Consider the following 18851-nt stretch of genomic DNA (forward strand, 5'->3'; position numbering starts at 1 on the left):
GTACCCGCGCGTTCAGGGCAACGGTCAGAGCGTTGCCGTGTCGCCGGGCTCGCTCAGGTTGTGCCAGGTGATCCCGAGCTGCTCGACGTACGGGCGATAGGTGTCGTAGCGCTGGGTGATGAAGAAGTCCCTGGCGTAGCCGTCGTGCAGCGGTAGGACGCCTTTGGGCTGGAGCTGGGCGATGAAACCGGCGACGAGCCGTTCGGTGAGGTACGGGCCCATGACGGGCACGGCGAGCAGGTCGACGCCCCGGTGGTTGAACAGGACCGGGTGCAGGGAGTCGCCGCAGTGCAGGAGAATCCCGTCAACGAGGTACGCCGTGTTGGCGGGCGTCTCGTCGGCCAGCACGGGCTCGTGGTCGGCGGAGATCACCTCGATGCTCATGGCACCGATCCGGTGCTGCCCCGGTTCGAGCACGGTGACGGTGAGACCGTGCTCCCGAAGGTGGTCGGCGCTCTGCTGGTTGCCGAGCAGCGGTGCGCCGGTGCGTCGCGTGAGCGCGGTCAGGGCTTCGGGGTCGGCGTGGTCGGGATGGTGGTGGGTCACCGCGATGGCGTCCAGGTCACCGAAGTCGTCGGGCGTGACGCGACCTTCGACGAAGGTGAAGCGACCCGGATCGACGAGAAGCCTGGTGGTGCCGGTGTCGACGAGCAGACACGAGTGCAGGTACTTGGCGACGCGCATGCCCGGGGGCTACCCGACCGGCTCGCGCTCATGCCATCGCGGCCGGCGCACCGCCCGCCCGGCCTCCACGATCCGGAGCAAGACCTGTTGCCCGAGGCACACCCAGGCGCCTGACCGCCGCCTGCTCTGTTTAGATCGCTCTGACGAACGAGGAAGGGAGCCGTACACCGTGATGCGAGAGCTTCAGGAGCAGGAGGAACGCCTCCAGTTCGACCGTTTCGACAACGACGACGCGTGGGCCCTGGGGACGCGCCTGGTCGAGATGGCCAGGGAACGGGGTCACGGCGTCACGGTCGACATCCGCCTCGGCGACCACCAGCTCTTCCATTGTGCGCTGCCCGGCACCTCCGCCGACAACGATGACTGGATCGAGCGCAAGATCCGCGTGGTGCGCCGGTTCGGCCACAGCTCCTACTTCGTGGGCCAGAGCTACCGTGACCGCGGCACCACCTTCGAGGAGCAGGCCCACCTCGAGCCGGCCCGCTACGCCGCGCACGGCGGCTGCTTCCCGATCATCCTGCGGGGCACTGGCCCGGTCGGCACCGTCACCGTCTCGGGCCTACCTCAACTCGACGACCACCGCCTGGTCGTGGAGGCCCTCGAACTGTTCCTCGACGCCGAGCGCGCCGGGAAGGAGACCGCCGTCTGAACGCTTTCCGTGCGGCCGCCGTCGCAGCGGTGGCGTCACCTGCTAGCCACGCTCGGCCGATGGTTGCTCTTTCGTCAGGTGGAGCAGCCATCCCTCGCCGGTGCGGATGAGCGCGTATCGCCGGGGGCCGGTGCGGCCGTGCAGGGTGAACAGCATCCGACGCTCGGTACGGTCGTGCTCCTCCCACGTGCCGATGTCGGCTATCGACTTGTCGGCGTCCTCGTAGGTGAGGTGATCAAGGTGGTGGTCGGGCACGGCGATCGCGAGCCGGTTGTCGCTGGGATCGTCCGGCAGCCCCCGAGGTACCGCCCAGGAGCGCAGCACACCATTCTCCTCGAGCCGCAGGTCGAAGTGCGGTCGTGGTTTGCGGTGGTGGTGCAGGACGAAGGCGAGCGTCACTCTCGCCATTATCGACGCCCGTCCGCTCTACCGCCCGTCGATGCGCACGCCGGGTGACGGGCCGCTAAGCGCGGCACCGCCGCAGGTAGTCGCCCTGATCCCGGCTCCGTGGCGGTGTCACTCGCAGAACACCTGCACCTTGGCGCCGGGGTCGTCGAGGTCGACGGTGAGGTCGTCGAGATGTTCGATGAGGTCCTCGATGTGCTCCGGCTTGAGCTGGGTGAGGTCGATCGGCACTCCCGACTCGTGCAGCTTCACGTTCACCCGGGCGAGTGCATGCGGAGGGACGAGGCTGGTGAGCCGGACCCCGGCGCGCAGCAGTTGCAGTGGCACCCGGACGTTGACCCGGCTCGGCCCGTCGCCGCCGGTGTGGTCCTCCGCGTTCATCACCACGCGCAGGTACCTGGGGCGGGGTTTCGGGCGGGGCGTGGTTCCCGGCGGCGACGCGGGCTGTTCCCGTTCGAGGGCGTCGATCAGCCGCTCGGCCTCGCCTGCGGTGATCTTGCCCTCGGCCAGCATCTCCAGGACCTGGCGGCGCTGCTCATTCATCGTCGCTTCTCCCCTCCGACTCACGCTCACCAGCACGGCCGTCCGGCCGTCCTCGATCTCGAACCGGGCGCCGGGTAGCGCCCACAACAGATGCCCGGCGCCACGCAGCGCGCCCACCAGGCTGACCCGGAAGACCAGGCAGGCGACCAGTCCGCCCAGCACGACGAGCAGCAGCAGCGGCGAGAGCACCAGCACTACCGGCAGGACGGGGACGTACAGCCGCCGCCAGCGGCCGTCGGGACGGCGATGGCGTACCGTCACCAACTGCGGGATCACCGGGACTTCTCCAGCTCGGCCAGCGCATCCTCGACGCTGATCTCCCCCCGTCGCAGGCGGTCGACGACGTCGGCGCCGGTGGGTGCCGGATCGGTGTCGACGAAATCGAGGTGCTCGGCGATGCGGTTCAACCGGGACTTGATCGTCGGGTAGCTCACCCCGAAGATCCGTTCCATCTCCTTGATCGAACCGTGCGACCGTACGAACGCGGCAACGAACACCTGGTCGTCGACGCCGAGCTGGGCCAGCTGCGGCGGCTCGAACTGACCCTCGACCACGACGCCGCTGCCGGCGAGGCGGACCCGCTCGACCACGAACCGCTGCCCGCGCGTCAGGTCCGTCAGCTCCTGCCAGTCCACTCTCGGCTCCCTCAACCTCGGTGACGCCTACGCGTCAGTTGTACTTTGACTTTCTTAAGGAGTCAACGTCGGCATCTTGATTTTCTTAATTTGATCTTGGAATATCCGAAGATCCGGCCAGCGCTGGTCGCTACCGGACGTGGCGGTGACGGCCCCGGCCCATGCGCGATCCCAGCGCTGGGCGGTACGCCGACAAGCGCCCCCGCGGGAAACGCCGACCGAGGCCGCATCCCGGCCGTCACGGCCGGTTCCGCGACCGCCATCGGGGTACTGGTCCCGGTTCCGCCGACCTGTCGATGATGTCGGTGTAACGATGGAGGGCGTGGTACCTGCGAAAACCGCCATGCCTGCGATGTCGCCGCTTGCCGGGGAACCGATCAAACGCGCCGATGCCGAACGCCTCGCCGGAGTGCTCAAGGCATTCGCCGATCCGGCCCGACTGCGGCTGCTCAGCCTCATCCAGTCCAATCCGGAGGGTGAAGCCTCGGTGAGTGACCTCACCGCGCCGCTCGGACTCTCCCAGCCGACGGTGAGTCACCACCTCCGGATCCTCACCGAGGCCGGCCTGCTCGAGCGCGAGAAGCGTGGCGTCTGGGCGTACTACCGCCTGGTTCCGTCCGCGATCGCGCAGATTGCCGACCTGCTGACGCCGCCCCGCAAACGGGCGACGAAGCGGGCCCGCTGAGCGGCACCGCCGAAATCGCCCCGCCGCGGCGGCGGGAGCCGCGAACGGCACGCCGACGATCGACCCGCACCTGATGCGCGTCCGGGTTAGTACATCGCGCAATGTACTATCAGGCGGTGGAGACGTTGACGCACGGGCAGGTGCTCGCCCGGTTCGGCCATGCCCTGTCCGACCCGATCCGCGCACGCCTGCTCCTCGCCCTCAGGGAAGCGCCCGGCTATCCGGCGGAACTCGCCGACCTGCTCGGCACCACACGACAGAACCTGTCCAACCATCTCGCCTGCCTACGCGGCTGCGGACTCGTCGTGGCCGCCCCGGAAGGCCGGCGCACCCGATACGAGCTCGCCGATCCTCGCCTCACCCACGCCCTGGGCGACCTTCTGGGTCTCGTGCTGGCCGTCGATCCGGCAGCTTGCCCCGACACCGGCAGCAAGGGCTGCTGCTGATGGCCTCCCCGTCACGCCAGCTACCCGTGCTCGGCTCGCCCCCCGCCCGGCAGGCCGTGCTGGCACGGCGAATCCGACTGCTCGTGGCCGCAACCATCACCTACAACGTGATCGAGGCCGCCGTCGCGATCACCGCCGGTACCCTCGCCTCCTCCACGGCGCTCGTCGGGTTCGGGCTCGACTCCGTGATCGAGGTGTCGTCGGCCGCCGCGGTGGCATGGCAGTTCGCCAGCCGCGACCCGGAGGCACGCGAGAAGACCGCGCTACGCGTCATCGCGGTGTCGTTCTTCGCCCTCGCCGCCTACGTGAGCGTCGAATCGGTACGGGCACTGGTCGGAGACGCCGACCCGCGACACTCCAGCGTCGGCCTCGTCCTCGCGGCGCTCTCGCTGCTGATCATGCCCGCACTGTCCTACGCCCAACGGCGGGCCGGCCGCGAGCTCGGCTCCCGCTCCGCGGTCGCCGACTCGAAACAGACGCTGCTGTGCACCTACCTGTCCGCGGTGCTGCTCGTGGGTCTGGGCTTGAACAGCCTGTTCGGCTGGTCCTGGGCCGACCCGGTGGCGGCGCTGGTGATCGCGGCCGCAGCCGTCAAGGAAGGCCGGGAAGCCTGGCGCGGCGACGCCTGCTGCGCCCCGGCCCGCACCGGCAGCACCACCGGGACCGACTCCTGCGGATGTCAGGCCGGCTGCTCCTGCCGCAGCGCCGGCTAGCGCAGCGAAGGGCGGCTCGGCGGATACCCAGGATCGGTCGGCGGACGGGCCCTCCCCGGTCGAGCCCGCTCGCCGGCGTGCTCATGGATCCACTCGGTCAGTGATCTGGCTCACCGATGTCACAAACAGCGGTACGCCCGGTGTCTTAAGGCCACACCTTGAAAAAGGAGAGGCCATGGTCGAGAACACGAATGTCATCGTGGTCGGCGGCGGGTACGCGGGCGTGATGGCGGCCAACCGCCTGACCCGGCGCGACGACGTGGCGGTGACCCTGATCAACCCGCGCCCGGCCTTCGTCGAGCGGATCCGCCTGCACCAATTCGTCGGCGGGTCGGACGACGCGGTCGTGGACTACCAGGAGATTCTGGCCTCCGGCGTCGGGCTGGTGGTCGACACCGCGACGCGGATCGACGCGACCGGGCGTCGCGTCACCCTGGCGAGCGGCGGCACCCTCGACTACGACTACCTGATCTACGCAGTGGGCAGCGGCAGCGCCGACCCGAGCGTGCCCGGCGCGGCGGAGCACGCCTACCCGATCGCCACCCTGGAGGACGCGGCGCGGCTGCGGCCGGTCGTCGGCGCCGCGCCGGCATCGGCCGCGGTGACGGTGGTGGGAGCCGGGCCGACCGGCCTGGAAACCGCTTCCGAGCTGGCGGAGCTGGGCCGGAAGGTGACCCTCGTGTGCGGGGAGGTGCTCGGGCCGTACCTGCATCCGCGTGCCCGGCGCTCGGTGGCCGGGCGGCTCGCCAAGCTCGGCGTGACCGTGATCGAGGGGTCAGGCGCGGTGGTGACCGGCGTGACAGGTGATGCGGTCCAGCTCGCCGACGGCCGCGAGTTGCCCAGCAACGTGACCATCTGGACCGCCGGATTCGGCGTGCCGGACCTGGCCGCCCGCAGCGGACTGAGCACCGATGCCTTGGGGCGTCTGCTCACCGACGAGACGCTCATGAGCGTGGACGACCACCGTGTCGTCGCGGCCGGGGACTCGGCGGCACCGTCGAACCTGCCGGTGCGGATGAGCTGCCAGTCCGCGGTGCAGCTGGGCCCGCAGGCCGCCGAGACGGTGCTGAGCCAGCTCGCCGGCGAGCCGCCCGCCGCCTTCGACGTCGGCTTCTTCGGCGAGTGCATAAGCCTGGGGCGGCACGCCGGGATCATCCAGTACGCCAGGAAGAACGACACCGCGACCGGGGTGTACTTCCAGGGCGGCCGGCCCATCGCGATGATGAAGGAGGCCGTGTGCAAGAGCACCGTCTGGCAGCTGAGGCAGGAGGCGCGTAGACCCGGCTCGTTCAATCTGTGGTTCAAGGACCGCCAGCGCCAGGAGTTGCGGCGCGCCAAGGCCGGCGAGGCGCCGACGGCCACCAGCCGGCCGGCCTGAAGAGAGGTCCCGAGATGAGCGACCACGCCGGTGACCCGGCGACGGAAACCTTCGTAGCCCACCGAAACCTGCTCTTCACCGTCGCCTACGAGATCCTCGGATCGGCGGCCGACACGGAGGACGTGCTCCAGGAGACCTGGCTGCGGTGGGTGAAGGTCGATCCGGATCAGGTACGCGATCCACGTGCCTACCTGATCCGGATCACCACCCGCCAGTCGCTCAACCGCCTGCGCGCGATGCAGCGGCGCAAGGAGGCGTACGTCGGCCCGTGGCTGCCCGAGCCACTGCTCACGGCACCGGACACGGCCGAGAATGTCGAACTGGCCGAGAGCCTGTCGATGGCCATGATGCTCGTCCTCGAGACGCTCTCGCCGACCGAGCGCGCCGTCTTCGTGCTGCGCGAGGCGTTCGAGGTCAGCTACGACGAGATCGCGGCGGCCGTCGACAAGAGCCCGGCGGCCGTACGCCAGATTGCGCACCGCGCCCGGCGGCACGTCGAGGCCCGCCGCCCCGCAAGGTGGTCTCCCCGAGCGAGAGCCGGGCGGCACTGCAGGCGTTCCAGCACGCGGTCGAGACCAGCGACCTGCGGGGCCTGCTCGACGTGCTCGCGCCCGACGTGGTCGTGCTCAGCGACGGCGGCGGCGTCAAACAGGCCGCGCTGCTGCCGGTCGTCGGTCCCGAGAAGGCGATCCGCTTGTTCCTCGGTAGCATGCGGAAGGTCGGCGGCACGCTCACCACCGAACCGATCGTGATCAACGGCAGCCCGGCACTACTGTTCCGTGTCGACGGGGAGATCGACGGCGTCGCGGCACTGCGGATCGAGGACGCCCTGGTCACCGGCGTCTACTACGTCCGTAACCCGGAGAAGCTGTCCCGCCTCGAGTCCGAGACCCCGCTCACCCTGCAATGAGCGCCGCAACGACCGGGTCATGGTCCGTCGGGAGGGTTCGCCGGCTGTTGTCCCGGCCAGAACGGCCACTCCTCGAACGATCGGCAACGTCCATCCTCGGCGAATCGCATGATCCACAGGTCCCGGTACTCCTGGTCGACCGGGTCGCCGTAGCGGACCTCGAGGCGTGCCACCGCGGTGTCGCCCTCGACCGCGACGATCTCGCTGGTCATCTGGAACACCTCGTCGGGGCCTTTTCGCTGCTCTTCCCACATCCGGGCGATGGCCGGCAGGCCGACGACGGGCGTCCAGTACGGCCCTTGCCGGTAGCTCGCATCTTCGGTGAAGAGGGTGACCAGCGGGTCGGTGCCCGGCGTTCGCCACGCCTGCTCGTAGGCGGCGATCCAACCGTCGACGCGCTTCCTGTCCACGGATCCACCCTGCCATCCGGCCGGCGGCACGCGGCGGGAATCCGAGATCCGCGTCAGGCGACGCCGCGGGACACAAGGGAGGCCGGACGCACTAGCATTGCCGCGGTCCGGCATGGTTCTGCTGAAACGAGGCGAAATGCGTTGGCTCCGGCGGTTGCTGGGCGGCGGGCGGGTCCAACTCGATCCGGAGCGGCAGCAGGCGCTGCTACGCGACGTCCAGTACCGGTACGGTGCCCGCGCGCAGGTCCGGTTTCCGGAGCAGGTCGAGGCGGTCACCGGAATGCTGGACGGCGACGACGGGTTGGTGGTGGCCGTCCGGATCGTCAGCCAGGTCGCCGATGAAGCCCACGCGGATCTACAGGCCCAGGCCCACGAGATTCACCGACGGACGGGCCGCCGGCTCCTGGTGCACCGCCGGAACTACCGGCCGCTGTGGAAGGAGGCCGGCCAGGCACTCCGGTGGCCGCTGTTCGCGCTGCCGTCTGGCTTCCACCCGTACGCCCAGGTCGCGGCCGCCGTCACGGTGGTCGGCGGCCGGGCGTCCCGGCTCGACCGGCTGACCGACCCGAACCCGCTCGTCACCCGCGTGTTCGAGGTGCTCGACCTGACCACCGCCGGCTGGGAGTACGGCCGGGTGCGGGTGGACACCGACGCGACCACCCTGGTCGATCGGCTGATCACGAGCGCCGGCCAGGTTCTCGCGGCGATGGACGACCCACCCCGGCTGCCGCCCGCGGTTCGTGAGCTCATGCGCCGCAACAACACCCTCGACGTGCACGATCCGACCGGCCCGCGGACGGTGGGCCGGTTCAACCTGGGCGCGACGTTGCGGGAGCGTCTGCTCGTCTGAGGACACCACGACGGACGAGGCGTTGGGGCGGCGCCGGCCGCGACGACTGCGGCCCGATCGGCCCTAGACCCGGGTGTTCGCCTGCAGGAAGGTGAGCAGCAGGGACGTCACCTCGTCGGGGTACTGGGCGTGCGGGTAGTGACCCGCGCCCTCGATCATTTCCAGCCGGCCCAGTCCGGCCGGCAGCGCCGCCACGATCGCCTCACCCTCGGCTCGCGGGTCGGCCCAGTCCGGGTCGAGCGAGCCCTCGACGATCAGCACCGGGCAGCGTACGTTGCCCAGTTGCGCCCCGGCGTCGGCGGGCGTCGACTGGCCCATCTTCTGCATCGCCTTCATCCGACCGGGCTCCCGCATCATGGCGTCGATCCGCGCCGTCCGGTCGGTCCAGTCGACCGGCTTCTTCCCGGGGTAGGCGATGTCGAGGTAGCTGCGCCAGAGCGACGCGCTGCCCAGTAGGCCGGCGCCGAGCAGCCGGAGCATGCCGTTGCGGTAGCGGCCGACCCGCAGGTCACTCAGCTTGATCGACTGCTTGCGGGTGAACGGACCCAGTTCGACGATGCCGGTGATCAGGTCGGGTGCCTGGGCGGCCGCGATGGTGGCGGCTCCGCCGGAGATGGAGTGGCCGACCAGCACGGCCGGGCCACCGAGGTGCCGGATCACCGCGAGCAGGTCGCCGGCGATGTCGGTGCGGCTGTACGAGGGCCACTGGGCGCTCGACTCGCCGCAGCCGCGCAGGTCGACTGCGACGACCCGGTAGCCGGCGGCCACCAGGCGTGGCGTGACGAACCGGTACGCCTCGCGGCTGTCGCCCATGCCGTGGGCGAGTACGACGAGCGGCCCGGAGGCGCCGGTCACCTCGTAGGCGAGGGTGCCGGAGTCGACGGTCAGGTACTCGGTCATGGGACCCTCCAGAGGGCTGGCTAACTCGGTTAGCTAAAAGCTAATACGATTAGCCAGCCTTGTCAACGTGAATCCGGTCGGGTCAGCCGTCCCCGGATCGGTGGCCGGAGCGTCACGGGCGGTACGCCTCCGCCTGAGCAGCGCGTCCGTAGCCCCGATTCTTAACTCCGATGTCACCGACCGATCTCATGAGTGACGCGTCGGTGTTTGTACACGCGAGTTGGCTGCAACGCGTCGCACTTGTCTCGACCAGGAGTTGATCTACGTGCCTTCCTCCCGTCGTAGTTTCCTCGCCGGCGGCGCGGCCGCCGGCGTAGGCATCGCCGTCGCCGGCGCCTTCCCCTCCCTGGCCCAGGCCCACCCGGGCGGGACCCGCCCGCCGGTCGGATCCGGCCGGGTGCCCTTCCCGCCGCTCGTGGACGACCCCGAGGGCATCCTGGCCCTGCCGGAGGGCTTCAGCTACACGATCGTGACCCGGACCGGTGTCACCCGCCTCGACCACGGCCAGGGCCCGACCCCGTCCTCCCACGACGGCATGGCCGTCTACGACGCCGGCCACGGCCGCTACACCCTGATCCAGAACCACGAGATCGACCCGGGCGCCGAGTTCGGCGTACCGCACGTCAAGGGCACCGTCTACGACGCGGGCGCCGTCGACGCCGGTGGCTGCACCGTGATCAAGACCGACCGCGCCGGCCGGAACCTCGGTGAGTTCGTCGCCCTCTCCGGCACCGTCGCCAACTGCGCCGGCGGACCGACCCCCTGGGGCACCTGGCTGACCTGCGAGGAGACCGAGGACCGGGCCGGCGACAAGTGGGCGGAGGGCGGCCGGTCCGGCGTCTTCCAGAAGGACCACGGCTACGTCTTCGAGGTCCGGGCCGACGGCGGCGCCGACCCGCGGCCGATCAAGTGCCTGGGCCGCTACTCCCACGAGGCCCTGGCGGTCGACAAGGACCGCACCAAGATCTACCTCTCCGAGGACGCCGACGGGCCCAACGGCCTCTTCTACCGCTGGACCGCGCCGCACGGGGTCAAGGTCGGTCCCGGCGTGCTCACCGAGCTCGCGCCGAACGCCGGCGTCCTCGCCGCGATGCAGATCATCATGGACGACGGATCGGTGCTGCCCGACGTCGCCTACCTGACCTCCGCCCAGCTGGGCCGCCCGTTCCCGGTGCGGTGGATCGAGGTGCCGGACCGCGACGCGCGGACCAAGTCGGTACGCGAGCAGTTCACCGACGGCCAGGTCACTCGCGGCCGCAAGTTCGAGGGCGTGTGGGGCACCGACGAGGGCGTCTACGTGGTCAACTCCTACGCCTGGGACGAGGGTGACCTCCCGGCGGACGCCGCCCCGCACGACGGCATGGTTTGGTTCTACGACTACAAGGCCCAGACCATCCAGCTGGTGACGTACTTCCCGCACCAGACCCAGTCCGAGGAGGGTACGCCGGTCAAGTACAACGACCTCACCTTCGACGGCCCGGACAACGTGACCGTCACCCCGTGGGGAAGCCTCGTACTCGCCGAGGACGGCTCGGGCGCCTCCCACGTGCTCAGCGCGATCCCCGGCGGCCCGACGTACGCGATCGCCCGCAACCAGCTCAACGACTCGGAGTTCTGCGGGCCGGCCTTCAGCGCCGACGGCAAGGTGCTCTTCGTCAACATGCAGGACCCCGGCCTCACCCTGGCCATCACCGGCCCGTGGGAGAAGTACCTGGGCTGACCGAGCCGCACCGACCGGTGGGGGTCAGGCGATCCGCCCGACCCCCACCGCATCGCGTAGGCCGTCACAAACAGCGCGCCCATCCGGTCCCTGTTCATGAACAGTCGCCCGATGGAGGAATACATGAGCGCTGAGCACGCACACCTGCCCCCAGGCGTCGAGGTGATCGCGACCCTGCCGGAGGCGGCGGCGAGGATCCCGGCCGGCGTCGAGGCCAGAACCATCCGGGTCACCCTGCCGCCCGGCGATCCCGGCGCGCCGCCGCACCGGCACCCCGGGCCGCTCTTCGGTTACGTCACGCAGGGCGAGATCCTCTTCGAGCTGGAGGGGCAGCCGCCCCGGGTACTCAAGGCCGGTGACGCCCTCTTCGAGCCCGGCGGCGACGTGATCCACTACCAGGGCGCCAACAACCTTCCGGACGCGCAGTCGCAGCTGGTGGTGACCATGTTCGCGCCGCCCGGCACCCCGGTACTCACCGTGGTCAGCGCGGAGGAACTGGCCGAACGACGACACCTACGGGTCACCTAGGCACGAGGGCCCGATCCGATCAGGAATCGAGAAGCACCAGGGAGTCGTCGGGTCCTAGCCTTTCTTCCAGACGGCCGGCAGGTCGCCTAGCCCCGAGGATCGAAAGGCAGCCCGAATGCCCGCGACGACTTCCACGACCGAGTCCGGTTTCAGCGCCGACGAGCGTGCCGCCATGAAGGAGCGTGCCGCCGAGCTGCGCGCCCAGGGCAAGAAGGGCGCCAAGAAGGCCGACGAGCTACAGGCCGCTCTCGACAGCATCGCGAAGATGGCGCCGGAGGATCGCGCGCTCGCCGAGCGGGTGCACTCGACGGTGACCACGACCGCTCCGCAGCTGTCGCCGAAGACCTGGTACGGGATGCCCGCGTACGCGAACGCCGACGGCAAGATCATCGTCGCGTTCAAGAACTCGGGGAAGTTCAACACCCGCTACTCGACGCTGGAGTTCCAGGACGCCGCCAAGCTCGACGACGGGGACCTGTGGCCGGTGTCGTACGCGCTCCAGAGGTGGAGCCCGGCAGTCGAGAAGAAGATCGCGGAGCTGGTGGTGGCCGCAGTCGCCCCGTGACGGTCAACGGTGAGACGGCGGGGAGATCGTCGCAGACGATCTCCCCGCCGGCGGAAAGGAAATCCGTCGGACCTCGGACGCCGTGGCAGAAGCGCAGCAAGCTGGCCGACGGCCCAGGACCCCGGCAAAGTCATCAGGTGATGCCATGGCTGTCCGCTCACGTGTCGGCCATGGTGCTCGTCGACGACGCCGGCATGCAAGCGTCCGGGACGGCCACGAGGTCTCCGATGGTCCAGCTTTCCTGGCCGGTGAGCTCTCTACCGGAGACCTCGCGCACATTCGCCAATCCGAGTCAGCTCAGCCGATGGGTTCGGCGACGACTAGCTGGAACTTCTCGAAGGTCAGCTTGACCGTGTTGTGCCTGGCGTCGACCGTGCCGAGGGAGACGCCGTTGAACGGGTCGGTCAGGCGGTAGCGGCCCCGGCCCAGACCACGCAACTCCACCGCGCCGTCCCACTGGTCGGCGTAGAAGGCGTAGTGCAGGGTCTTCTCCTTGGCCACGACGTGCGCCTCGGGCTTGTCGAAACCGATGTCGTACAGCTCGCCCCGGTACTCGCCGGTGGGCAGCATGTTCTCGCTGTACAGGCTCACCCACTTGCGCCAGAGCGCGTCCTTCTCCGGGGTGAGCACGTTCTCGTCGTCGGGGCCGGCCGGGTAGGTGAACTTGGTCGACAGGACGGCGCCGACGCCGTAGCTGGACGCGAAGTCGTTGCCGTTGTCGCTCAGCTCGACGTGGTCGCCGGCGTAGCTGGCACCCTGCCCCATCAGCGCCTTCATCGTCTTGCCCTTCGTCCGGACCTGGTAGGACGAGGTCGGGTCCGAGCCCGGGTACTGGTCGATGTAGGGCAGGTTGTGGAAGGCGAAGGCGGTGCCGCAGGGGCACAGCTCGATGACCGCGTTGCGGTTCGTCTCGTGCGCGGCCTCGTACACCGCCCGCCAGAACTGCGCCAGGCCCTCGGTCGACTCCTCGGGGCGAGCGTGCCCGTGCGCCGGGTTGTAACAGGGCGTGACCCCGTTCAGGTGCTGGCCGTCGATCTTGAGCCCCTCGTAACCCCAGTCACCGATGAACTTCTTCACCTGGCCGACGAAGTAGTCCACAGTGGGCTGGTACGCCGGACACAGGGTGTAGGCGTCCCACCAGGTCACCTCCTGCTTGTTGCCGTCGCGGTCGAGCAGCAGCATGTCGGGGCGGGATTTGAACAGGTTGCTCTCGGGGTCGGCCGCGAGCGGGGCCCACCACAGACGCGGCCGCAGGCCGGCGTCCCGGATCTGCTTGGTGAACGCGCGCATGTCGGCTTCGCCCCGGGGGAACTTCTGCGGGTTGAGGTCCCAGTCGCCCTCGTTGGTCTGCCAGCCGTCGTCGAGCACCGCCCACTTGAGGCCGACCTCACGCACCTTGGGAAGCGTTCCGATGACCTGCTCGACAGTGAAGTCGCGCTCGTAACCCCAGGCGCACCAGATGGGCTCGAGGGCCGGCTTCGGCGTCCTGGGGGCGCGCAGGCCGATGTCGCTCATGTAGTCGCGGTAACGCTGGAGCGGCACGAAGTAGTCACCCGAGTGGGCGGTCAGGAACGTGGTCTCGGTGGTCAGCTGCTGGCCCGGCTTCAGGGTACGGACGGTGTCGCCCTCGACGGCGATGCTCGCCCCGACGGCCGTCTTGCGAACCGGCAGCCGCAGGATCTTCGCCACGGGTTCGACGTGCCCGACGGAGATTCCCCCGCCCGAACGCCAGACGGACGCCATCGGAGTGCCGCCGCCGTAGTCGGAGGAGTCCATCCCCAGCGAGTTCTTCTGCTCGAACCCGTCCGTCACCGGCTGCACCCAGTCGCGGCGGTCCTCGTGGGTGGTGCCGGAGAAGGTGTAGAAGCCGCCGGGCTTCGCCAGGAGCTCGTGGGCCCCACTGCGCCACCCGGTGACCTTCAGGTCGGCGCCGGAAGTGTTGGTGTAGGTCACCCGCATCACGATCATGCCGGTCAGGCGCTGGAAGGAGGTCAGCTCCACCGTCTTCCGTACGCCGGTCCTGGAGTCGCCCTGGATGGTCACCTGGACGCCCGCGCCGTGTCGGTGATGCTTGGTCTTACGGGTCTCGTGTCCGCGGTAGGTGAAGTCTTCGATCGCGGTGTCGCCCAGCAGCAGGGCCTCGCTCGCGTCGAAGCGCGTGACGTCGACGTCCTGCAATGCCACCCGGCTGTGCAGCTTGTCGTCGAACTCGACAGCGATGGAGGTGTCGCCGACGCCGACGACGTTCGGACCACGGTTCGGCGCGGCTGCTGCGGGGGCGGCGCCCACCCCCGTGGTCACGGCAGGGAGGGCGGTCAGGCCGGCACCCCCCAGTGCCACCTTCAACATGGTCCGTCGCTTCATGTTGCTCATGTCAGACTCCCTTCGGGCTCGTCACGCAGCTCTACGACCGGGTCGCGCCGGTCGCTCGTCGCTGTGGAACATCAAGATCGGGTCACCTGAACGTGCCGATCCGTACTGCCGGGTCGAGGACAGGGTCACGCAGGGCCGACGGCTGCCGAGGCGGGCGGCCGCGAGTGCTGGTCGACCTGGTTCGAGATCGCATCCATCGAGAGCGAGACGGCACCGGCCAAGGACTGCGACGAGCCCGCCTCGTTCACCACCGAAGTCACGGGGCAGACCAGAGGAATACCAAATGCGGGTCCGCGCCACCGGGGGCGACGAGGCCGAGCAGAAGCTCACGCATGTGGCGTTCCCCAATCAGCATCCAGTGGTCTGCCCGACGAACGTAAGTGGTATATTCTTGGCTTGTCAATGGCCGGTTCCCGGTAGTTCTTGGTTCGTTCACCGCGGTCCGGAGCGGGGCGGCGCACCGGACCTGGGTGTCCGGCTCAAGAGATCGATCGCACTGGTATGGTTGGCTGGTATGACTGTTGCGAGGACGCGGATGCCCCGTGGCCTGTTCGCCGACGACGCGCTTCCCCTCTACGAGCGAACCGCCAAGCAGCTGCTCGACGACCTGCGCGCCACCGCCGCCCACCCAGGTGACCGGCTACCCTCCGAGCGAGCGCTGGCGACTCGATACGCCGTCTCGCGCGTGACACTGCGAGCCGCCCTCGCTGATCTGGAGTCGCGCGGCATCGTGCGTCCGTCGTCGACGCGCGGATGGTTCGTCGCCGACCTCGATCAGCCCCCCGGTCCGGCGGTGGCCGCCGCTGAGGCAACCACCCAGGTGCAGGGTCTCGCCGATTTCGCCCGCGTCAACGGCCTCACGCCGAGCAGCCGCGTCCTCTCCGCCACGGTCCGCCCGGCGACGGTGTCCGAGGCCGAAGATCTCCGCATCGCTCCGGGCGCCGACCTCTTCGAACTCCACCGGCTCCGCTTCCTCGACGGCCTGCTGGTCGTACTCGAGCACAACCGGCTCCCGCTGGCGGCCTGCCCGGCCCTGGCCGAGACCGACTTCAACACTGCCTCGCTCTACGCCACCCTGCGCGCGGCGGACCCGCCGCAGACACCGCGCGTCGCCGACTACTCGTGCGAAGCCCGGCACCCGACGCCTCGGGAAATGGAGCTCTTCGAGATCGGCGACACCATGCCGATGCTCGTGGCGACCACGCTGACCTTCAACCAGGCGGGCCGTCCGATCGAGCTGACCGTCCAGGTCTACCGCGGCGACCGCTACCGCTTCCGGGCCTCCATCACCAATCCCGCCTGATCGACATCGCCCTCGGCACTACCCAGGACGGCACACACGACTTCCCTGACGTCGGCGTGTCCGGGCCGGCGTAGAGGACGTCGAGTCGATCCCGCGCCGTCGACGCCTGCGCCGCCAGCCTGGCGCAATGGGTCGCCCGCGCGCAGCGGGCGTACGCCGCGTCGGTGGTGAAGCCGCTCTCGCCCCGAGGCCCGGCAGGCGACCGGCGGCGACCGGCTCCTTCTCCGCACCACGACCAGGCCGTTGAGGTAGCGCCGCATCGGCGGCTCGAACCCTGCGGCGTCGGCATCGTGGCCGCCACCGCAGTGCTCCTGTAAACGCTGTCGAGCTGCCCCAGAAATGGGGCACGGGTGCGCCCGCGACGGACGGAGGGTGCCGAGGCGCAGGCGACCCAGGTGGCTCAGGGGTCCAGGCGCGCCCGGTCCGGGCCGGCCGCGCCGGTGCCGAGCATCTGGACCTCCATTGTCGAGCGGGGCTGCCGCCTGGCCTCTGACCCGACGCTGAGCAGACCAAATTACATACCAATTAGACAGTAGCCTGGCCAAGGGGAATACCAGTATGGTCCATTACCAGCTTCGCAACGGCGAGGAGGAGGAACCGCCCCGTGAGTAACCCGCTCGACACCGTCATCGCCCTACACAAACGGGGAAGATCGGTCGGCATCACGTCGATCTGCTCCGCCCATCCCCTGGTCCTGCAGGCCGCGATGGTCCAGGCCCGGGAAGACGGCGACCTGGTGTTGATCGAGGCGACCTCGAACCAGGTCGACCAGGATGGTGGCTACACCGGCATGCGACCGGCGGACTTCCGCGACCTGGTGCACGAGGCCGCCGACCGGGCCGGGCTCCCCCGCGAGCGGGTGGTGCTCGGTGGCGACCACCTGGGGCCGAACCGGTGGCGCTCGTTGCCGGCGGAGGAGGCCATGGCGCGCGTCGACGTGCTCGTGGCGGCGTACGTCGAGGCCGGCTTCACCAAGATCCACCTTGACTGCAGCTACCCCTGCGCGGACGACCAGACCCCGTTGACCGACGAGGTGATGGCAGCCCGCGCCGCTCGCATGCTCGCCGTCGCCGAGCGGACCGCCGCCGCGATGGGGCGGGCGGGGCAGCTGCGGTACGTCATCGGTACCGAGGTCCCGGTCCCCGGCGGCGCCGAGGAGACGATCGAGGAGCTCCGACCCACCACCGCCGACTCGGCCCGCAGCACTTTGGACCGGCACCGCAGGGCCTTCGCCGAACAGGGCCTCGATCACGTGTGGCCGCAGGTGATGGCCCTGGTCGTCCAGCCGGGTGTCGAGTTCGACCACCTCCGCGTCGTCGACTACGACCGGGAGCGCAGCAAGGAACTCCAGCAGATCCTGGACGACGAGCCGACGATGGTCTTCGAGGCCCATTCCACGGACTACCAGACCGTCCCGCGACTCGTCGCCCTGGTCGAGGATCACTGGGCCGTACTCAAGGTGGGGCCCGGCCTGACCTTCGCGCTGCGGGAGGCCCTGTTCGCGCTGGCCGCGATCGAGACCGAGCTCGTCCCCGAGCCCGACCGCTCGCGCCTGCCGGAGCTGGTCGAGCAGCGGATGCTCGCCGAGCCCGGGCACTGGGCGAAGTACTACACCGGCACGGCCGCCGAGCAGCGCCTGGCTCGGCGGTACAGCTACAGCGACCGGATGCGCTACTACTGGCCGGACCCGGAGATCCAGGCCGCCGAGCGGCGGCTGCTGGGCAACCTGACCGAGCGGGACATCCCGCTGCCGCTGCTCAGCCAGTACCTGCCCGACCAGTACCAGCGGGTCCGCTACGGCACCCTCGAGAACCATCCCGTCGAGCTCGTCCTCGACCGCATCCGGGACGTCCTGCGCGGGTACCGCCGCGCGGCCGTTCCCGCCGAACCGGGGCGGGCAGCATGAGCACTCTTCTCGGCCACGACGTCGACCACCTGCGCCGGCGCGGCGCTCTCGACACCAGCCGCGAGATCGCCCAACAGCCGGCCGTCTGGCGCCAGATCGGACGGCTGACGGCGGAGTCGGAGGCGTCGAACGCGGCCTTCCTGAAGCCGCTGTTCGAACGACCCGACCTGCGCATCGTCCTCACCGGGGCGGGCACCTCCGCGTACGTCGGCGAGGTGCTGGCACCGTCGCTGCGCCGATCGCTGGGACGGCGGGTGGACGCCGTCGCCACCACCGACATCGTGGCCGACCCGCTGGCCTGCTTCGCCGAGGACGTCCCGACACTGCTGGTGTCGTTCGCCCGCTCGGGCGACAGCCCGGAGAGCGTCACCGCCACCGAACTGGCCAGCCAGGTGCTGACCGAGTGCTGGCACCTGGTGGTGACCTGCAACGCGCATGGTCGGCTCGCCGCCCGGCACGCGGAAACGCCCACTGGTCAGGTGCTGCTGCTACCCGAGGCGGCCAACGACCGGGGCTTCGCGATGACGTCCAGCTTCACGGGCATGGTGCTGGCCGGCCTGCTGGCCCTCGGCGGACCCGACGACGGTCTGGTGGAGCGGCTCGCCACCGCGGCCGAGCAGATCCTCGCCACCCGGCCGGCCGCGGCGGCCGACCTCGCCGCACGCGGCTACTCCCGGATCGTCTATCTCGGCAGCGGCACCCTGCACGGCGTGGCCCGGGAGTCCGCCCTGAAGGTCCTGGAGCTGACCGCCGGCCGGGTGGTGGCCCTGGCCGAGTCCGCGCTCGCCTTCCGGCACGGACCGAAATCCGTGCTCAACGACGAGACCCTGGTTGTCAGCTACGAGTCCAACGACCCGTACACCAGCCGGTACGACCGCGACATGGTGGCCGAGCTGCGGCGGGTCGTCCCGGAGCGGAACCTGGTCACCGTCAGCAGCGGGCCGGGGCAGCCGGCCTCGGACAGCGCCTGGACCCTGCCCGACGTCGAGGACGTGGACGATGCCGTGCTGGTGCTGCCGGCCGTGATCTGCGCGCAGCTGATCGGTCTGCACTTCTCGTTGGCGCTCGGGCTCACCCCCGACAACCCCTTCCCCGGCGGGGAGGTCAACCGGGTCGTCCAGGGCGCGATCATGCACTCCCTGCCCGTTAGCCCGTGGCGAGGCCGAGAACAGGTCCAGCTCAGGGCCATTCCGGCGCGGACGGGCGAGAGAGCTGACGTCAGCAGTGGCGCCGGCCGGAGGTGAGACG

The 18851-nt window shown here is 69.9% G+C and carries 20 protein-coding genes and 1 pseudogene; 14 read left to right on the forward strand and 7 right to left on the reverse strand.

All coding sequences use genetic code 11. The features are described 5' to 3' along the window. Positions 1 to 24 precede the first annotated feature (24 nt). A complete protein-coding gene (locus AB0F98_RS12830) occupies positions 25 to 684 on the reverse strand; it encodes an MBL fold metallo-hydrolase (RefSeq protein ID WP_357733294.1) in 660 nt (219 codons plus the stop codon). A 172-nt stretch (positions 685 to 856) separates the two neighbouring features. Between AB0F98_RS12830 and AB0F98_RS12835 the strand changes: the two genes are divergently transcribed. Beyond that, a complete protein-coding gene (locus tag AB0F98_RS12835; protein WP_357733297.1) occupies positions 857 to 1333 on the forward strand; it encodes a heme-degrading domain-containing protein in 477 nt (158 codons plus the stop codon). A 42-nt stretch (positions 1334 to 1375) separates the two neighbouring features. On the opposite strand, the gene AB0F98_RS12840 is transcribed toward AB0F98_RS12835, so the two are convergent. From AB0F98_RS12840 to AB0F98_RS12850, 3 genes are all read right to left on the reverse strand, one after another. After that, positions 1376 to 1741, reverse strand: a complete 366-nt coding sequence (locus tag AB0F98_RS12840) for a DNA polymerase ligase N-terminal domain-containing protein (RefSeq protein WP_357733300.1) — start codon at positions 1739 to 1741, stop codon at positions 1376 to 1378. Positions 1742 to 1849: 108 nt separating this feature from the next. Beyond that, a complete protein-coding gene (locus tag AB0F98_RS12845) occupies positions 1850 to 2557 on the reverse strand; it encodes a hypothetical protein (protein WP_357733302.1) in 708 nt (235 codons plus the stop codon). Beyond that, entirely contained in the window at positions 2554 to 2916 is a 363-nt protein-coding gene (locus tag AB0F98_RS12850) for a DUF2089 domain-containing protein (RefSeq protein ID WP_357733305.1), read from the reverse strand. Before AB0F98_RS12850 ends, AB0F98_RS12845 begins: the two co-directional genes overlap by 4 nt. Positions 2917 to 3259: 343 nt before the next feature. Between AB0F98_RS12850 and AB0F98_RS12855 the strand changes: the two genes are divergently transcribed. The 6 genes and pseudogenes from AB0F98_RS12855 to AB0F98_RS12880 all read left to right on the forward strand — a co-directional run bounded on the left by AB0F98_RS12855 (position 3260) and on the right by AB0F98_RS12880 (position 7048). Further along, the gene (locus AB0F98_RS12855; RefSeq protein ID WP_139337945.1) at positions 3260 to 3601 is read left to right on the forward strand and encodes a metalloregulator ArsR/SmtB family transcription factor; all 342 of its coding nucleotides are present in this window, start codon (positions 3260 to 3262) and stop codon (positions 3599 to 3601) included. Between the two features lie 101 nt (positions 3602 to 3702). Continuing rightward, positions 3703 to 4047, forward strand: coding sequence for a metalloregulator ArsR/SmtB family transcription factor (locus AB0F98_RS12860; RefSeq protein WP_357733308.1), 345 nt, complete (start codon positions 3703 to 3705; stop codon positions 4045 to 4047). After that, positions 4047 to 4760 (forward strand): cation transporter, encoded by a 714-nt coding sequence (locus tag AB0F98_RS12865; protein ID WP_357733311.1) that lies wholly within the window; start codon positions 4047 to 4049, stop codon positions 4758 to 4760. The genes AB0F98_RS12860 and AB0F98_RS12865 overlap by 1 nt, the downstream gene beginning before the upstream one ends. 175 nt (positions 4761 to 4935) lie before the next feature. Then, positions 4936 to 6138 carry an FAD-dependent oxidoreductase gene (locus AB0F98_RS12870; RefSeq protein WP_357733314.1) on the forward strand — a complete coding sequence of 401 codons (1203 nt, stop codon included), beginning with the start codon at positions 4936 to 4938 and terminating at the stop codon, positions 6136 to 6138. 14 nt (positions 6139 to 6152) lie between these two features. After that, a pseudogene (locus AB0F98_RS12875) lies at positions 6153 to 6575 on the forward strand (sigma-70 family RNA polymerase sigma factor); the annotation flags it as partial. An 80-nt stretch (positions 6576 to 6655) separates the two neighbouring features. Further along, entirely contained in the window at positions 6656 to 7048 is a 393-nt protein-coding gene (locus AB0F98_RS12880; protein WP_357733584.1) for a hypothetical protein, read from the forward strand. Between the two features lie 17 nt (positions 7049 to 7065). Here the strand turns inward: AB0F98_RS12880 and AB0F98_RS12885 are convergent, their stop codons facing one another. Then, positions 7066 to 7458 (reverse strand): nuclear transport factor 2 family protein, encoded by a 393-nt coding sequence (locus tag AB0F98_RS12885; protein ID WP_357733317.1) that lies wholly within the window; start codon positions 7456 to 7458, stop codon positions 7066 to 7068. A gap of 136 nt (positions 7459 to 7594) precedes the next feature. Here AB0F98_RS12885 and AB0F98_RS12890 point away from each other — a divergent pair, with 136 nt between their 5' ends. Then, positions 7595 to 8308: a hypothetical protein gene (locus AB0F98_RS12890; RefSeq protein ID WP_357733320.1), complete on the forward strand. Its 714-nt coding sequence runs from the start codon at positions 7595 to 7597 to the stop codon at positions 8306 to 8308. Positions 8309 to 8371: 63 nt separating this feature from the next. Here AB0F98_RS12890 and AB0F98_RS12895 read toward each other — a convergent pair whose 3' ends face one another. Beyond that, positions 8372 to 9208 (reverse strand): alpha/beta hydrolase, encoded by an 837-nt coding sequence (locus AB0F98_RS12895; RefSeq protein ID WP_357733323.1) that lies wholly within the window; start codon positions 9206 to 9208, stop codon positions 8372 to 8374. A 265-nt stretch (positions 9209 to 9473) separates the two neighbouring features. Here AB0F98_RS12895 and AB0F98_RS12900 point away from each other — a divergent pair, with 265 nt between their 5' ends. From AB0F98_RS12900 to AB0F98_RS12910, 3 genes are all read left to right on the forward strand, one after another. Continuing rightward, on the forward strand, positions 9474 to 10928 hold the full coding sequence (locus tag AB0F98_RS12900) for an alkaline phosphatase PhoX (RefSeq protein ID WP_357733326.1): 1455 nt from the start codon (positions 9474 to 9476) through the stop codon (positions 10926 to 10928). 123 nt (positions 10929 to 11051) lie between these two features. Then, positions 11052 to 11456: a cupin domain-containing protein gene (locus tag AB0F98_RS12905; RefSeq protein ID WP_357733328.1), complete on the forward strand. Its 405-nt coding sequence runs from the start codon at positions 11052 to 11054 to the stop codon at positions 11454 to 11456. A 115-nt stretch (positions 11457 to 11571) separates the two neighbouring features. Then, positions 11572 to 12021, forward strand: a complete 450-nt coding sequence (locus AB0F98_RS12910; RefSeq protein ID WP_357733331.1) for a hypothetical protein — start codon at positions 11572 to 11574, stop codon at positions 12019 to 12021. A 297-nt stretch (positions 12022 to 12318) separates the two neighbouring features. On the opposite strand, the gene AB0F98_RS12915 is transcribed toward AB0F98_RS12910, so the two are convergent. Beyond that, complete coding sequence (locus tag AB0F98_RS12915) at positions 12319 to 14394, reverse strand: glycoside hydrolase family 36 protein (protein ID WP_357733334.1); 2076 nt, start codon at positions 14392 to 14394, stop codon at positions 12319 to 12321. A gap of 514 nt (positions 14395 to 14908) precedes the next feature. On the opposite strand from AB0F98_RS12915, the gene AB0F98_RS12920 reads away from it, so the two are divergent. The 3 genes from AB0F98_RS12920 to AB0F98_RS12930 all read left to right on the forward strand — a co-directional run bounded on the left by AB0F98_RS12920 (position 14909) and on the right by AB0F98_RS12930 (position 18847). Next, a complete protein-coding gene (locus AB0F98_RS12920; protein WP_357733337.1) occupies positions 14909 to 15697 on the forward strand; it encodes a GntR family transcriptional regulator in 789 nt (262 codons plus the stop codon). Positions 15698 to 16301: 604 nt separating this feature from the next. Continuing rightward, positions 16302 to 17603 (forward strand): D-tagatose-bisphosphate aldolase, class II, non-catalytic subunit, encoded by a 1302-nt coding sequence (locus tag AB0F98_RS12925; protein ID WP_357733340.1) that lies wholly within the window; start codon positions 16302 to 16304, stop codon positions 17601 to 17603. Continuing rightward, positions 17600 to 18847 (forward strand): SIS domain-containing protein, encoded by a 1248-nt coding sequence (locus AB0F98_RS12930; protein ID WP_357733343.1) that lies wholly within the window; start codon positions 17600 to 17602, stop codon positions 18845 to 18847. The genes AB0F98_RS12925 and AB0F98_RS12930 overlap by 4 nt, the downstream gene beginning before the upstream one ends. Positions 18848 to 18851: the final 4 nt, after the last annotated feature.

It is taken from the genome of Micromonospora sp. NPDC023737, from assembly GCF_040639715.1.
Lineage (GTDB): Bacteria > Actinomycetota > Actinomycetes > Mycobacteriales > Micromonosporaceae > Micromonospora.

Coding starts and splice junctions, on each gene's coding strand:
- AB0F98_RS12830 (WP_357733294.1), bottom strand. CDS start 684: ATGCGCGTCGCCAAGTACCTGCACTCGTGTCTGCTCGTCGACACCGGC.
- AB0F98_RS12835 (WP_357733297.1), top strand. CDS start 857: ATGCGAGAGCTTCAGGAGCAGGAGGAACGCCTCCAGTTCGACCGTTTC.
- AB0F98_RS12840 (WP_357733300.1), bottom strand. CDS start 1,741: ATGGCGAGAGTGACGCTCGCCTTCGTCCTGCACCACCACCGCAAACCA.
- AB0F98_RS12855 (WP_139337945.1), top strand. CDS start 3,260: ATGCCTGCGATGTCGCCGCTTGCCGGGGAACCGATCAAACGCGCCGAT.
- AB0F98_RS12860 (WP_357733308.1), top strand. CDS start 3,703: ATGTACTATCAGGCGGTGGAGACGTTGACGCACGGGCAGGTGCTCGCC.
- AB0F98_RS12865 (WP_357733311.1), top strand. CDS start 4,047: ATGGCCTCCCCGTCACGCCAGCTACCCGTGCTCGGCTCGCCCCCCGCC.
- AB0F98_RS12870 (WP_357733314.1), top strand. CDS start 4,936: ATGGTCGAGAACACGAATGTCATCGTGGTCGGCGGCGGGTACGCGGGC.
- AB0F98_RS12890 (WP_357733320.1), top strand. CDS start 7,595: ATGCGTTGGCTCCGGCGGTTGCTGGGCGGCGGGCGGGTCCAACTCGAT.
- AB0F98_RS12895 (WP_357733323.1), bottom strand. CDS start 9,208: ATGACCGAGTACCTGACCGTCGACTCCGGCACCCTCGCCTACGAGGTG.
- AB0F98_RS12905 (WP_357733328.1), top strand. CDS start 11,052: ATGAGCGCTGAGCACGCACACCTGCCCCCAGGCGTCGAGGTGATCGCG.
- AB0F98_RS12910 (WP_357733331.1), top strand. CDS start 11,572: ATGCCCGCGACGACTTCCACGACCGAGTCCGGTTTCAGCGCCGACGAG.
- AB0F98_RS12915 (WP_357733334.1), bottom strand. CDS start 14,394: ATGAGCAACATGAAGCGACGGACCATGTTGAAGGTGGCACTGGGGGGT.
- AB0F98_RS12920 (WP_357733337.1), top strand. CDS start 14,909: ATGACTGTTGCGAGGACGCGGATGCCCCGTGGCCTGTTCGCCGACGAC.
- AB0F98_RS12930 (WP_357733343.1), top strand. CDS start 17,600: ATGAGCACTCTTCTCGGCCACGACGTCGACCACCTGCGCCGGCGCGGC.